The sequence below is a fragment of the Bacillus sp. JJ1533 genome, assembly GCF_036965045.1.
Taxonomy (GTDB): domain Bacteria; phylum Bacillota; class Bacilli; order Bacillales; family Bacillaceae_L; genus Ferdinandcohnia.
In genome coordinates, this window is record NZ_JBALOV010000035.1 from 210670 (window position 1) to 225187 (window position 14518).

Genomic DNA, 14518 nt, shown 5'->3' on the forward strand with positions numbered 1-14518 from the left:
AGGCGGCAGGGGTTTTAAAATATAAAACCCGTAAAAAGAAAGCAGAATATAAGCTTGCTGAAACTCAGGAAAATTTAAATCGGGTCAACGACATTATTCATGAGCTTGAATCGCAAATTGAACCATTGCAAATTCAGTCTTCCATTGCGCAAGACTATCTTGAGAAAAAAGAAGAGCTAGAAACCATTGAAGTTGGCTTAACCGTGTATGAAATTGAGGATCTTCACGAAAAGTGGGAAAAGCTATCAAAGCTTGTTGAAGAGCATAAAGAACAGGAATTAGCTTTAAACACAAAACTTCAAAGTAAGGAAGCGAAAATTGAGGAGCTAAGAACTGAAATCGAGGCGACCGATTCTTCAATACATGAACTTCAACAACTTCTTTTACGGACCAGTGAGGAACTTGAAAAACTGGAAGGGCGAAAAGAAGTTTTAAAAGAACGCAAAAAAAATGCGACGCAAAATAAAGGTCAGCTTGAAAATTCAATTCTAGAATTATCGCATAAGCTGGAGAGCTTAACCGAAAGAAAACAAAAGGAACAACTTGAACTATCAAGGTTAAGTGAAGAAGTTGATGAACTTGAACAACAATTAAAGGAAAAACAAACTTTACTTGCTTCGTATGATCAAAACATCGAAGAGAAAATTGAGAACTTAAAAAGTGATTATTTTGAGTTGCTCAATAAGCAGGCCTCGTATCGAAACGAAGTGGGTTATATTAAGGAGCAACTTTCGCAACAAGAAGCGAAAGTCAATCGTCTAGATGAATCAAATCAAAAATATTTAACAGAGCGCAAGGAAATTCTTGATGAAAAAGTACGACTCCAAACAAAGCTTTCCGTTATTGAACAAGAAATTAATCATCAAATTGTTTCTTTTAGAGACTTACAAGCAAAACTAGAAAATAATAAGAAAAACTATCAGAAGCAAGAGAGTATGCTTTATCAGGCATATCAATACTTACAGCAAACGAAATCAAGGAAAGAAATGCTCGAAGAAATGCAGGATGATTATTCCGGTTTCTTCCAAGGTGTTAAGGAAGTTTTAAAAGCAAGAAATGATCAGTTACAAGGGATTGAAGGAGCCATTGCAGAGCTCATTCATGTTCCAAAGGATTATGAAACGGCTATTGAAATTGCATTGGGTGCTGCAACACAGCATATTGTCGTAGATAATGAAAAAAATGCTAGAACAGCTATCCAGTATTTAAAGAAAAATTCATACGGCAGAGCGACATTTTTACCTATGAATGTGATTAAGGAACGCTCGATTTCAGCAACACAACTTGTTGCAATCAAGGGGCATCCAGCATTCATTGGTGTAGCTTCTGAATTAGTTACCTATGAAGAAAGATTTCACTCTGTTATCGCAAATCTCTTGGGAACAATCTTGATTACAACAGATTTAAAAGGTGCGAATGAACTTGCTTCGCTTGTGGGGCATAGGTATCGAGTTGTTACCCTTGAAGGTGATGTTGTCAATCCAGGCGGTTCGATGACAGGGGGGGCAGTTAAGCAGAAATCAAATTCTCTACTTAGCCGTGGCCGAGAACTCGAGACCATAACTGAAAAGCTTGCAGAAATGGAAGCGAAAACGGCTGAACTCGAAAAAACAGTCAAGGATAAGAAAAAGCAAATAGCGGAACAAGAAGTTAGGCTTGAAAGTCTGCGACAAGCAGGTGAATCCTTGCGATTAAAAGAGCAAACTGTTAAAGGTGAATACCGTGAAGTTTCTGTAAAAGAGCAAAATGTGAATGAGCATTTAGAATTATATGATGACGAGAAGAAACAATATCAAGAAGATAAGGAAAGAATGACTGCTCGTTTAGACGAGCTCACATCTGAATTATCTGCTCTTGAAGAAGAGCTTCATACATTAGACAAGACAATCAGCCAGCTCAATTCCCAAAAATCTGTCCAACAGACCTCACGTGAAACGGTACAAACAGAAATTACCGATCAGAAGGTGATTTTAGCAAGGAAAAAACAAGCGCTTGAACATCAACAAGAGAAAGTGGATCGGATCGAAGAAGAAGTGAGTGAAGGGTTTGCTAGGCTGACTGATTTAAAAGAGGATTTAGCGTTGCTTGATAACGAAATGACTTCAAGTAACTCTGGAGAAAGAGAGCTAGAAGAATCGGCAAAACAAAAATCCAAAGATAAAAATGAAACTATTCAGATGATCAGCAATAAACGCGAGCATCGCCTAAAACTACAAACAACCCTTGAAGATATTGAACGAGAGTTAAAGGAATCAAAACGTCAATACAAGCAGCTTGTTGATATCTTACAGGATGAAGAAGTAAAGGTGAATCGCTTGGATGTTGAATTAGAAAATTGTTTAACACATCTTCGTGAGGAGTATTTATTAACCTATGAAGCTGCAAAGGAACAATTTCCACTTCAAATTGAAGTTTCTGAAGCAAGAAAGAAGGTAAAACTAATAAAGCTTGCAATTGAAGAGCTTGGAACGGTGAACCTTGGCGCGATTGATGAGTATGACAGGGTTTCTGAGCGATATACCTTCTTGACTGAACAGCAAAATGACTTGCAGGAAGCGAAAGATACATTGTTCCAGGTAATCGATGAAATGGATGATGAAATGAAAAAGAGATTCGAATCTACTTTTACAAATATTCGCTCCCATTTTGAGACAGTCTTTCAAGCCTTGTTTGGTGGTGGACGAGCCGATCTTCGTCTAACAGATCCAAATGACCTTTTAAATACAGGTGTAGAAATTGTGGCCCAGCCACCAGGAAAAAAACTGCAAAACTTAGGCCTATTATCCGGTGGAGAAAGGGCATTGACAGCGATTGCGTTGTTATTTTCAATCCTTAAAGTTCGTCCTGTTCCATTTTGTGTATTGGATGAGGTTGAGGCAGCGCTTGATGAAGCAAATGTATTCCGATTTGCACAATATTTAAAGAAATATAGTAAAGAAACTCAATTTATCGTGATTACCCATCGAAAAGGGACAATGGAAGAGGCAGATGTGTTATATGGTGTGACCATGCAGGAATCAGGCGTTTCAAAACTTGTTTCCGTTCGTCTTGAAGAAACGAAGGAATTGGTTACCCAAAACTAGATTGAAAGGGGATTGACATGAGTTTTTTTAAGAAATTAAAAGAAAAGATTACAAATCAGGCTGACACAGTTACAGAAAAATTTAAGGATGGTTTATCTAAAACTCGTAATTCCTTTTCTGAACGAGTAAATGATTTAGTTGCTCGTTATCGAAAGGTTGATGAGGACTTTTTTGAAGAACTTGAAGAAATTTTAATTGCAGCGGACGTCGGCGTTTCAACAGTTATGGAATTAATTGATGAATTAAAGATGGAAGTTAAGAAAAGAAACATTCAGGACACAAAAGAGGTTCAAGGTGTTATTTCTGAGAAACTCGTTGAAATATACCAAGGCGGTGAGGAAAAATCACCAAAGCTAAATATTCAAGATGAAGGACTTACCGTCATTTTAGTGGTTGGTGTCAATGGTGTTGGTAAAACAACATCAATTGGAAAAATTGCCAATCGCTTAAAAAATGAAGGGAAATCAGTCCTCCTAGCCGCAGGAGATACTTTCCGTGCCGGTGCAATCCAACAACTTGAAGTTTGGGGCGAACGTGTCGGTGTGGATGTTATTAAACAATCAGAAGGGTCAGATCCAGCAGCAGTAATGTATGATGCGGTTCAAGCGGCTAAATCTCGACATGTTGATGTCTTAATATGTGATACGGCAGGACGACTTCAAAACAAAGTAAACTTAATGAAAGAGCTTGAAAAGGTAAAACGTGTCATCGAACGCGAATTACCAGGTGCTCCACATGAAGTGTTACTCGTTCTTGATGCGACAACTGGACAAAATGCTTTAACACAAGCGAAAACATTCTCTGCAGCAACAAATGTAACAGGTATTGTGTTAACAAAATTAGACGGAACTGCAAAGGGGGGCATTGTCCTAGCGATTCGAAATGAACTAAACATTCCTGTTAAACTGGTTGGTTTAGGAGAAAAAGTCGATGACCTCCAAGAATTCGATGCACAAAACTACGTCTACGGATTATTCGCAGATCTAGTTGAGAAAACAGAAGAATAAAATGTAGTATAAAAGAGCCTTAAAGACAGGCTCTTTTTTTAGTAAAGTAAAATGACTTGACAACCAATTGTAAAGTAGGTAAACTATTGACTTGTAAAGGTATTTCACTTAACAAGGGGGAGATACTAATGCTTGAAAAAACAACGAGAATGAATTATCTCTATGATTTTTATCAATCGTTGTTAACACCTAAGCAAAGAAACTATATGTCTTTATATTACCTAGATGACTTTTCCCTTGGTGAAATAGCAGAGGAATATGAGATTAGTCGTCAAGCGGTCTATGACAATATCAAACGAACAGAGACAATGCTTGAAGAGTATGAGGAAAAACTGTTACTATTTCAGAAATTTCAAGAGCGCAGAAAACTGATTGACGAGCTAAAACGACTTTCACATCAACGTGATGATAGCGCAGAGCTTCAAAATGTGATACAGTTGCTTGAGAAATTAGAATAGGGGGCGGCAAGAATGGCATTTGAAGGATTAGCCGACCGACTGCAAGGAACTCTACAGAAAATTCGCGGTAAAGGAAAAGTATCAGAATCCGATGTAAAGGAAATGATGCGTGAGGTACGTCTTGCCTTACTTGAAGCAGACGTAAACTTCAAAGTTGTCAAGGATTTTGTAAAACGTGTTAGTGAAAGAGCTGTTGGTCAAGAAGTAATGAAGAGCTTAACTCCAGGACAGCAAGTCATTAAAGTTGTTCAGGAGGAACTTACTGCATTAATGGGTGGCGAGCAAAGTAAAATTGCGGTTGCCAAACGACCGCCAACTGTCATTATGATGGTCGGTTTACAAGGTGCAGGTAAAACAACCACTACTGGTAAGCTTGCAAATCTATTACGAAAAAAACATAATCGTAAACCACTTCTTGTGGCTGCTGATATTTATCGACCAGCTGCGATTGACCAATTGCAAACCTTAGGAAAACAGCTAAATATGCCGGTCTTTTCCCTTGGAGATAAAATCAGTCCTGTTGAAATTGCAAAGCAAGCAATCGAAAAGGCAAAAGAGGAGCATAACGACTATGTATTAATTGATACAGCCGGTCGTTTGCATATCGATGAAGAACTGATGGACGAGCTAAAGCAAGTCAAAGAAGTTGCACAGCCTGACGAGATTTTCCTTGTTGTAGATGCGATGACAGGACAGGATGCAGTCAATGTGGCACAAAGTTTTAATGACTTATTAGGTTTAACAGGTGTTGTGTTAACAAAGCTTGATGGAGATACCCGTGGGGGTGCAGCATTATCCGTTAAGGCTGTTACAAATACACCAATTAAATTTGTTGGTCTTGGTGAAAAGCTAGATGCGATTGAACCATTTCATCCTGAGCGTATGGCTTCACGTATTTTAGGGATGGGCGATGTTCTCTCACTCATCGAAAAAGCGCAGGCTTCTGTTGATGAGGATAAAGCAAAAGAGCTGGAAAAGAAATTCAAGTCAATGTCTTTCACATTGGATGATTTCCTAGATCAGTTAGCACAGGTGCGTAAAATGGGTCCTCTTGATGAGATCCTTGGTATGCTACCAGGTGCGAACAAAATGAAGGGTCTCAAGAATGTTCAGGTTGATGATAAGCAAATCGGCCATGTTGAGGCGATTATTCGTTCAATGACAAAAGTTGAAAGAGAACAACCTGAAATCATCAATTCAAGTCGCAAAAAGCGAATTGCAAAAGGAAGCGGTCGAACCGTCCAAGAAGTAAACCGTTTATTAAAGCAATTTGAAGACATGAAGAAAATGATGAAGCAAATGACAAACATGACAAAAGGTAAGAAAAAAGGACTTAAGTTTCCTTTTATGTAGGCGAAAACTCAAGAAAAGGCATTGCTTTTTCTTGCAGAAATGTAGTAATAATAACCATTTCACAGATGTAAAGAAAAAACACTTTACAAACAGATGTGGAACAGTTAATATTATATCTTGTTGAAATATTTTCGGAGGTGCTTTATAAAATGGCAGTAAAAATTCGTTTAAAGCGTATGGGAGCAAAAAAATCTCCTTTCTATCGTATTGTAGTAGCTGATTCTCGTTCACCACGTGATGGACGTCAAATTGAAACTCTTGGAACTTATAATCCAGTTGTTCAACCTGCAGAGGTTAAAATTGACGAAGAGTTAGCATTAAAATGGTTACAAAATGGTGCAAAACCATCTGATACTGTTCGTAACCTGTTCTCAAAACAAGGTATTATGGAGAAATTCCATAACGTTAAAAACGGGAAGTAATGGGTAACTTACAGATGAAAGAGTTAATTAAAACAATCGTACAGCCGCTTGTTGATCATCCTGAGGAAGTCGAAGTAAGCGAGACTTCCGACGACCGTAATATCACGTATTTACTAACAGTAAATAAAGAAGATATGGGTAAAGTTATCGGGAAACAAGGCCGTGTCATTAAGGCGATTCGAACTGTTGTCTATGCAGCAGGAACAGGCCATAATAAACGAATTCATCTAGAAATTAACGAGTGATCATTAGAAAAAAGGGAGAGGGCAACCTCCCCCTTTTTTCTGTATTAATCTTTAACACTTAAGGATAAGTCTTTTGAATGAATTGTAAGGGGTGTATAGTGTGTGAAAATCATCCAGACAGTTGAAGTAAAACAAATTTTAACTGAAAGTAGTAAAACAAATCTCATGGGTTCCTTGCAAACAACTAAAGACCAACTTCTTAAAGAGTGCGATCAACTTCAATTTGAACGTAAAAAGATGGAAAAACTAAAAAAATTCGATCCTGTTAAAATTAAACTCCTTTTTACAAATGAAATTGACCTCAGGCAGGAAAAAATTAAACAACTCGAGTTTCAAATCGAACAAATACATATGCTACCATTAGGCAGTGAAATTAAAGAAAGAGAAATCCAATCTATTATTGACATACACGTAGGCGACAACTGGGATGAAGCAACAACTTCACGAACAATCGTAATTAGAGAAGGGATCGTTGTAGAAATTCGTTAGGGGTGAAAGAAATGGACAAATGGTATAACGTTGGAAAGATTGTAAATACACATGGAATCAAAGGTGAAGTTCGTATTATCTCAAGAACGGACTTTCCTGAGGAACGATATAGGATAGGCAATACACTCTCTATTTTTATGGAAGATAAAGAACCAATTGAAGTAAAAGTCCAATCATATCGTACACATAAAAACTTTGATTTAGTTTCCTTTGAAGGATATGACAATGTAAATGATGTTGAGCGTTTTAAAGGCTCACTTGTTAAAGTTCATGAAAGTCAACTCGGTGAATTGGAAGACGGAGAATATTACTTCCATGAAATTATCGGTTGTCAGGTTGTAACAGAGGAAGGCGAAGAGCTGGGAACAATCAAAGAGATTTTAACACCCGGAGCGAACGATGTTTGGGTTGTAAAGGGTGCAAAAGGCAAAGAAATATTAATTCCTTATATTGATGATATTGTGAGGGAAATTGATACTCAGGAAAAAAGAATTACCATTCACCTTATGGAAGGATTAATTTAATATGAAAATTGATATTTTAACCTTGTTTCCTGACATGTTTCATGGAGTATTAGGTGAATCCATTCTAAAAAAGGCTCAAGAAAAAGAAAAGGTTTCGTTTCGAGTGGTGAATTTCCGTGAGTATGCGAATAACAAGCATCAAAAGGTGGATGATTATCCATATGGTGGCGGAGCTGGAATGGTATTAATGCCACAGCCGATCTTTGATGCAGTTGAGGATTTAACGAAACAAACGGAGTCCGAGCCAAAGGTGGTTCTTCTATGTCCTCAGGGTGAAAGGTTTACCCAGCATAAAGCGGAAGAACTATCAAAGGAAGAACACCTCATTTTTATTTGTGGACACTATGAGGGCTATGACGAAAGAATTCGTGAACATTTAAGTACAGAAGAAATTTCAATTGGCGATTTCGTTTTAACTGGTGGGGAGCTTGCTGCAATGGTTATCTCTGATAGTGTTGTACGACTTTTGCCAGGCGTTTTAGGAAATGAAGATTCGCCTGTACTTGACTCACATAGTACTGGGTTATTGGAACATCCCCACTACACAAGGCCAGCTAATTTTAGAGGGATGTCAGTCCCGGATGTGTTATTATCGGGAAATCATATGAATATTGAAGAATGGCGGGAAAAAGAATCCCTTCGTCGAACCTATAAAAGAAGACCAGATTTACTAGAAAAATATAAGCTATCACCAAAGCAAGAAAAATGGCTCGAAGAATTTAAATTAGATGAATAGTAGCTATTGCAACAGCACAAGGATTATGGTATTATACTCTTTGTGACTTAGGACATTTTGTCCGTTGTCTTATTAAGATGTTCCGCTGCAATGAATAGATATTGGTAAGAGCATCTGTTGGAAGGAGTTGAAAAGACGATGCAAAACATTATTGAAGAAATCACAAAAGAACAATTAAGAACTGACCTTCCTGTATTCCGTCCTGGAGATACTGTACGTGTACACGTGAAAGTTATCGAGGGTACTCGTGAACGTATTCAGGTTTACGAAGGTGTTGTGATTAAGCGTCGTGGTGGAGGAGTTAGCGAAACATTCACTGTTCGTAAGGTATCTTACGGAGTTGGTGTTGAACGTACATTCCCAGTGCATACACCAAAAATTGCGAAGCTTGAAGTAGTACGCCGTGGTAAAGTACGCCGTGCGAAATTATACTACTTACGCGAACTTCGTGGTAAAAAAGCACGTATTAAAGAAATTCGATAATAAAAAAGAAAGGAGCTTGTATAAAAATAACAAGCTCCTTTTACATTTGTGCAGGTAATAATTATAATAAGAGAATAATACATAATGATTTAGATAAAAGCTATTTGGTAGATGAGAAAAGAACAGGTGGAGGAGCAATGATGGCCAAACAAAAAAATGAACTTTGGGAATGGATTAAGGCGTTAGCCATTGCTGTTATATTAGCGGCTGTGATACGTTATTTCTTCTTTGCGCCGATTGTAGTAGATGGGCTATCAATGATGCCAACTCTTCATCACCAAGACCGTATGATTGTTAACAAAATTGGTTATAAGGTCGGTAAACCGGAACGCTTCGATATCGTTGTCTTCCATGCAACAGTAGAAAAAGATTACATTAAGCGTATTATTGGATTACCTGGTGATCGAATTGAATACAAAAACGATATTCTCTACATCAATGGAGAAGCGTATGATGAACCATATCTCGATGAATATAAGAAAAATTTAATTGATGGGCCACTTACAGACCCATTTGTTTTAGAGGAAGTTCCAGAAGGACATTTGTTTGTGATGGGGGACAATCGTCGCTATAGTAAAGACTCACGTCATATAGGCCCAGTCCCTATAAACGAAGTATTAGGAGAAACGAGCCTAATTTACTGGCCACTATCTGATTTTGGTATTGTAAAATAATCATAAAGTAAACTATAACCATATAAGTTGGTGAAGAAACATGACAATTCAATGGTTTCCGGGCCATATGGCAAAAGCGAGAAGACAAGTTACAGAAAAACTCTCACTCATCGATATCGTATTCGAACTTGTTGATGCTAGAATTCCTGCATCATCACGAAACCCAATGATTGATGAAATTATTAAAAATAAGCCGAGACTTCTCCTTTTAAACAAAGCAGACATGGCCGATCCAAAAGTAACAAAGGAATGGATTGACCACTATAAAGAAAATGGTGTACATGCTCTTGCTATCAATTCACAAGCAGGAAATGGTATGAAACAAATTGTGAGTGAAGCAAGGGTCATATTAAAAGATAAATTTGACAAAATGGCCGCAAAAGGGATACGACCACGTGCAATCCGTGCGTTAATTGTCGGGATTCCTAATGTAGGGAAATCGACTTTGATTAATCGTTTAGCAAAGAAAAACATCGCGCAAACTGGCGATCGCCCCGGTATAACGAAGGCACAGCAGTGGATCAAGGTTGGTAAAGAACTAGAACTTCTTGATACACCCGGAATTTTATGGCCAAAATTTGAAGACCAAGAAGTAGGTTTGAAACTAGCAACTACTGGAGCGATTAAAGATACAATCTTAAACCTGCAAGATATCGCAGTATATGCTTTAAGATTTTTAGAAGAAAACTATCCTGAACAGTTAAAAGACCGTTTTAATCTTGAAGAAATACCGGATGATATTGTTCTTCTTTTTGATGAAATAGCAAAGCGTCGAGGCACCAGAATGTCGGGTGGTGTAACCGACTACGACAAAACAGCTGAGTTAATTATTCGAGAAATCCGAACTGAAAAATTAGGTAGGCTCACATTTGAAAGACCTTAGAAAGGCGAAATGTGAGCCTTCATTTTTCTTCGGAAATGTCGATATATAATATATAGAGAACAAAATTGTGAAGGTGAAAAAATGGCACAACTAACCATTAAAGAAGTGGAACAAAAACTTTCCACAATATGTGATGAAAATGATTCATTTCTAAAAGAATGCGAACTAGATACCCGAAAAGGGGTTCAGGTACTATTGCAACGCTGGAACAAGAAAAAGGACGAAGAAAAGGCGTTAGAGCAACAATACAAAGAAATGAGCCAATATGAACAAGCTTTATATAATAAAGGCATTACATATATTGCAGGTGTTGATGAAGTCGGGCGTGGGCCATTGGCTGGACCAGTAGTAGCTGCAGCCGTTATTTTGCCTCAAGATGCTTATTTGCCAGGCTTAAATGATTCAAAGAAACTGTCTGAACAAAAAAGAGAAGAACTGTTTCAACAAATAAATGAATGTGCGATCTCTGTCGGAATCGGCATCATCCAGGCAAATGTAATTGATGATGTTAATATTTACCAAGCGACAAAACAGGCAATGAAAAAGGCGATACTAGGTTTGTCTGTCAAGCCAGACCATCTTCTAGTTGACGCAATGGAAATACCCGTAAATATCCCGCAAACGTCTATTATTAAAGGGGATGCGAACAGTGTGTCCATTGCAGCAAGCTCTATCATTGCAAAAGTAACTAGAGACCGTCTCATGGTACGCTTAAGTCACGCCTATCCACAATACGGATTTGAAAATCACATGGGATATGGAACGGCATATCATCTAGAAGCCCTTAAAAAATATGGTGTGACAAGTGAACATCGCCGTTCATTTGCTCCAATACGAGAGTTAATAGGGGTAAAAGAATGATACAAATCCATATCCTTCAGGCATTAATGAAGAGTGAAGCCTTTCAAAAGCTTCACTCTCTTTCAAATGTAAATCAAAGTGACCAAAAGACTCATAATTCTACTCCAAACCTATCTACCTTGTTACCGGTATTAAAGGGAGACAGAAGAGAAAATGTAGTCCAACACAGTCTTTCGCATCAAACGGATACTGTTGAATTAACAACGAACGACTCAAGCCAATTTCTCCAGCAACAAATTACCTTTCAACACCCAGCCTTTAAACATGTATCACTTCAAATGGATGGAAGGAAGAAAAATGGTAAAATTGATCCTGATTTTTGTCACCTTTTTTTTTCGTTAGAACTCAAGTATTTAAGAGAGGTGGTAATTGATGTGAAGGTTCAAAATCGGATTCTTTCAATTGCTATCTATAATGACACAGAGGGAATTGGGGCACTCGTAGAAGAACTAAAAACTACTCTTCAAACCAATTTGGAGCATGAAGGGTATCAGCTTTCATCGATTAAAATTGTGAACCTACTTGAGAGAAACAAACAATTAGAGAAAACAAGATTTGAAGGATGCTATGAAAGAGTGGATGTTAAGGTATGAATAAATCACCTCGAGCGAATGAAGTGAAAGCTGTTGCGTTGTCATATGATGCAACAATTGATTCTGAACCAAAGATTGTTGCCAAGGGTAAGGGTATCGTTGCTCAAAATATAATCGAGATGGCCGAGGTTCACGAAATTCCAATTCAGGAGGATACCGCATTAGTAGAACTATTAGGGGAGCTTCGATTAAATCAGGGGATTCCCGAGGAATTGTATCAGGTAATAGCGGAAATCTTTGCTTTTATTTATAAAATGGACAAGAGCCTCGAAAAGTGAGATGGATAGTTTTTTGATATAATATTTTTTGTAAATAGCAGAAAAAAGAACAAATTCATGCGAAATGGTAGACAAGTAGTATTTTCAGTTATAAAATGAAAGCGCAGTCTAATTTTTGTCTAGTTTGCATCATTAGGATTTGGCTAATAGCCCTATCCTAAAATGATGTACATTTCTATGCATGTAGGATTTTTCTGAAAAATTATAATTGTCATAGAAAGTTTAAAGAAGAAAATGTATAATAACATTTGGACTGACAAAAAATTCTTTACTTTTTTTACATAAGAATGGAGGATGGGAAATGAATATCCATGAGTATCAAGGGAAAGAGATCCTCAGAAAATATGGGGTAGCTGTTCCAAATGGTAAGGTAGCATTCACAGTTGATGAGTCTGTAGAAGCTGCAAAAGAACTTGGATCCCAAGTTTGTGTTGTAAAGGCACAAATTCATGCAGGGGGTCGCGGTAAAGCAGGCGGAGTGAAAGTAGCGAAAAACCTTGATGAGGTTCGTACATACGCTAATGAAATCCTAGGTAAAACACTTGTAACACACCAAACAGGTCCAGAAGGTAAAGAAGTAAAGCGTCTTCTTATTGAAGAAGGCTGTGATATTAAAAAAGAGTATTATATTGGACTTGTTCTTGATCGTGCAACTTCACGTGTTGTTTTAATGGCATCTGAAGAAGGTGGTACCGAAATCGAAGAGGTAGCAGAAAAAACACCTGAAAAGATTTTTAAGGAAGAAATTGATCCAGTTGTTGGATTATTACCATTCCAAGCTCGTCGAATCGCATTTAATATTAATATTCCAAAAGAATTGGTGAATCAAGCGGTTAAATTCATGACAGCTTTATACACTGCATTCGTTGAAAAGGACTGCTCAATTGCAGAAATCAACCCGTTAGTTGTAACTGGCGATGGTAAAGTTATGGCTCTTGATGCAAAATTAAACTTCGATTCTAACGCATTATATCGTCAAAAAGACGTATTAGAATATCGTGACTTAGATGAAGAAGATGCAAAGGAAATTGAAGCATCTAAATATGATTTAAGCTATATTTCTCTTGATGGAAACATCGGCTGTATGGTAAATGGCGCAGGTCTTGCGATGTCAACGATGGACATCATTAAACACTACGGTGGAGACCCCGCAAACTTCCTTGATGTTGGGGGCGGTGCTACAGCTGAGAAAGTAACTGAAGCTTTCAAAATCATTCTTTCTGATGAAAACGTTAAAGGTATTTTTGTAAATATTTTTGGTGGAATTATGAAGTGTGATGTTATTGCAGAAGGTGTTGTAACTGCAACTAAAGAAGTAGGCTTGGAAATTCCTCTAGTAGTACGTCTTGAAGGAACAAATGTAGATTTAGGTAAAAAGATTTTACAAGAATCTGGTCTAAACATTACAGCTGCTGAATCAATGGCAGACGGTGCACAAAAAATCGTATCACTAGTTGGGTAAGAAAGGCAGGGGACAAAAATGGGTGTTTTTGTTAATAAAGATACAAAAGTTATTGTTCAGGGGATAACAGGCGCTACGGCCCTTTTCCATACTAAACAAATGCTTGAATATGGAACTAAAATTGTAGGTGGAACTTCACCAGGTAAGGGTGGAACTGAGGTAGAAGGTGTTCCTGTATTCAATACTGTAAAAGAAGCAGTAGATCAAACAGGCGCAACAGCTTCTGTCATTTATGTTCCTGCTCCATTTGCTGCTGATGCAATAATGGAAGCAGTTGATGCTGAATTGGATTTAGCAATCTGTATTACAGAGCATATTCCAGTGTTGGACATGGTTAAAGTGAAGCGCTATATGGAAGGTAAGAAGACTCGTTTAATCGGTCCTAACTGCCCTGGTGTTATCACAGCTGACGAGTGTAAAATTGGGATTATGCCTGGATATATTCATAAAAAAGGCCATGTAGGTGTTGTTTCACGTTCTGGAACGTTAACATATGAGGCTGTACATCAATTAACACAAGCTGGAATTGGACAAACATCAGCTGTAGGTATTGGTGGGGACCCTGTTAACGGAACAAACTTCATCGACGTATTAAAAGCATTTAACGAAGATGAAGAAACATATGCCGTTATCATGATTGGTGAAATCGGTGGAACAGCTGAAGAAGAAGCTGCCGAGTGGGTTAAAGCAAACATGACAAAACCAGTTGTTGGATTCATCGGTGGACAAACTGCCCCTCCAGGAAAACGTATGGGCCATGCTGGTGCGATTATTTCTGGTGGAAAAGGTACAGCTGCTGAAAAAATCAAAATCATGAATGAATGTGGAATTAAGGTTGCTGAAACGCCATCTGTAATGGGCGAAACGTTAATTTCTGTTCTTAAAGAAAAAGGATTATACGAAAAGTGTAAAACGCATTAATCAAATATTGATTAGAGGCAGTTCTCTTAAGGAACTGTCTCTTTCT

At 37.8% G+C, this 14518-nt stretch carries 17 protein-coding genes; all 17 read left to right on the forward strand.

Features of this window, described 5'->3' with window-relative positions; translation table 11 throughout:
- Positions 1 to 3083: chromosome segregation protein SMC (gene smc, locus V7138_RS18665; protein WP_335400228.1), on the forward strand; the 3083-nt coding region annotated here is incomplete at its 5' end.
- Between the two features lie 17 nt (positions 3084 to 3100).
- Positions 3101 to 4090, forward strand: coding sequence for a signal recognition particle-docking protein FtsY (gene ftsY, locus V7138_RS18670; RefSeq protein ID WP_335400231.1), 990 nt, complete (start codon positions 3101 to 3103; stop codon positions 4088 to 4090).
- A gap of 128 nt (positions 4091 to 4218) precedes the next feature.
- The gene (locus V7138_RS18675) at positions 4219 to 4548 is read left to right on the forward strand and encodes a putative DNA-binding protein (RefSeq protein ID WP_335400233.1); all 330 of its coding nucleotides are present in this window, start codon (positions 4219 to 4221) and stop codon (positions 4546 to 4548) included.
- Positions 4549 to 4560: 12 nt separating this feature from the next.
- A complete protein-coding gene (gene ffh, locus V7138_RS18680) occupies positions 4561 to 5901 on the forward strand; it encodes a signal recognition particle protein (RefSeq protein ID WP_335400235.1) in 1341 nt (446 codons plus the stop codon).
- A gap of 149 nt (positions 5902 to 6050) precedes the next feature.
- Positions 6051 to 6323: a 30S ribosomal protein S16 gene (gene rpsP, locus V7138_RS18685; RefSeq protein ID WP_136378318.1), complete on the forward strand. Its 273-nt coding sequence runs from the start codon at positions 6051 to 6053 to the stop codon at positions 6321 to 6323.
- A 14-nt stretch (positions 6324 to 6337) separates the two neighbouring features.
- Entirely contained in the window at positions 6338 to 6568 is a 231-nt protein-coding gene (locus V7138_RS18690; RefSeq protein WP_335400238.1) for a KH domain-containing protein, read from the forward strand.
- A gap of 102 nt (positions 6569 to 6670) precedes the next feature.
- A complete protein-coding gene (locus V7138_RS18695) occupies positions 6671 to 7057 on the forward strand; it encodes a YlqD family protein (protein WP_335400240.1) in 387 nt (128 codons plus the stop codon).
- Between the two features lie 11 nt (positions 7058 to 7068).
- Positions 7069 to 7581 carry a ribosome maturation factor RimM gene (gene rimM, locus V7138_RS18700; protein WP_335400243.1) on the forward strand — a complete coding sequence of 171 codons (513 nt, stop codon included), beginning with the start codon at positions 7069 to 7071 and terminating at the stop codon, positions 7579 to 7581.
- A 1-nt stretch (position 7582) separates the two neighbouring features.
- Entirely contained in the window at positions 7583 to 8317 is a 735-nt protein-coding gene (gene trmD / locus V7138_RS18705; protein ID WP_335400246.1) for a tRNA (guanosine(37)-N1)-methyltransferase TrmD, read from the forward strand.
- Positions 8318 to 8455: 138 nt separating this feature from the next.
- Complete coding sequence (gene rplS / locus V7138_RS18710; protein WP_057996892.1) at positions 8456 to 8800, forward strand: 50S ribosomal protein L19; 345 nt, start codon at positions 8456 to 8458, stop codon at positions 8798 to 8800.
- A gap of 140 nt (positions 8801 to 8940) precedes the next feature.
- On the forward strand, positions 8941 to 9474 hold the full coding sequence (gene lepB, locus V7138_RS18715) for a signal peptidase I (protein ID WP_335400247.1): 534 nt from the start codon (positions 8941 to 8943) through the stop codon (positions 9472 to 9474).
- A gap of 40 nt (positions 9475 to 9514) precedes the next feature.
- On the forward strand, positions 9515 to 10357 hold the full coding sequence (ylqF, locus tag V7138_RS18720) for a ribosome biogenesis GTPase YlqF (protein ID WP_335400250.1): 843 nt from the start codon (positions 9515 to 9517) through the stop codon (positions 10355 to 10357).
- A gap of 81 nt (positions 10358 to 10438) precedes the next feature.
- Positions 10439 to 11218 (forward strand): ribonuclease HII, encoded by a 780-nt coding sequence (locus V7138_RS18725; protein ID WP_335400252.1) that lies wholly within the window; start codon positions 10439 to 10441, stop codon positions 11216 to 11218.
- Entirely contained in the window at positions 11215 to 11811 is a 597-nt protein-coding gene (locus V7138_RS18730; RefSeq protein WP_335400255.1) for a hypothetical protein, read from the forward strand. The genes V7138_RS18725 and V7138_RS18730 overlap by 4 nt, the downstream gene beginning before the upstream one ends.
- Positions 11808 to 12089, forward strand: coding sequence for an EscU/YscU/HrcU family type III secretion system export apparatus switch protein (locus tag V7138_RS18735; protein WP_335400257.1), 282 nt, complete (start codon positions 11808 to 11810; stop codon positions 12087 to 12089). The genes V7138_RS18730 and V7138_RS18735 overlap by 4 nt, the downstream gene beginning before the upstream one ends.
- Positions 12090 to 12390: 301 nt before the next feature.
- Positions 12391 to 13551 (forward strand): ADP-forming succinate--CoA ligase subunit beta, encoded by a 1161-nt coding sequence (sucC, locus tag V7138_RS18740; RefSeq protein WP_335400259.1) that lies wholly within the window; start codon positions 12391 to 12393, stop codon positions 13549 to 13551.
- Positions 13552 to 13569: 18 nt separating this feature from the next.
- Positions 13570 to 14472, forward strand: coding sequence for a succinate--CoA ligase subunit alpha (gene sucD, locus V7138_RS18745; protein ID WP_335400261.1), 903 nt, complete (start codon positions 13570 to 13572; stop codon positions 14470 to 14472).
- Positions 14473 to 14518 lie beyond the last annotated feature (46 nt).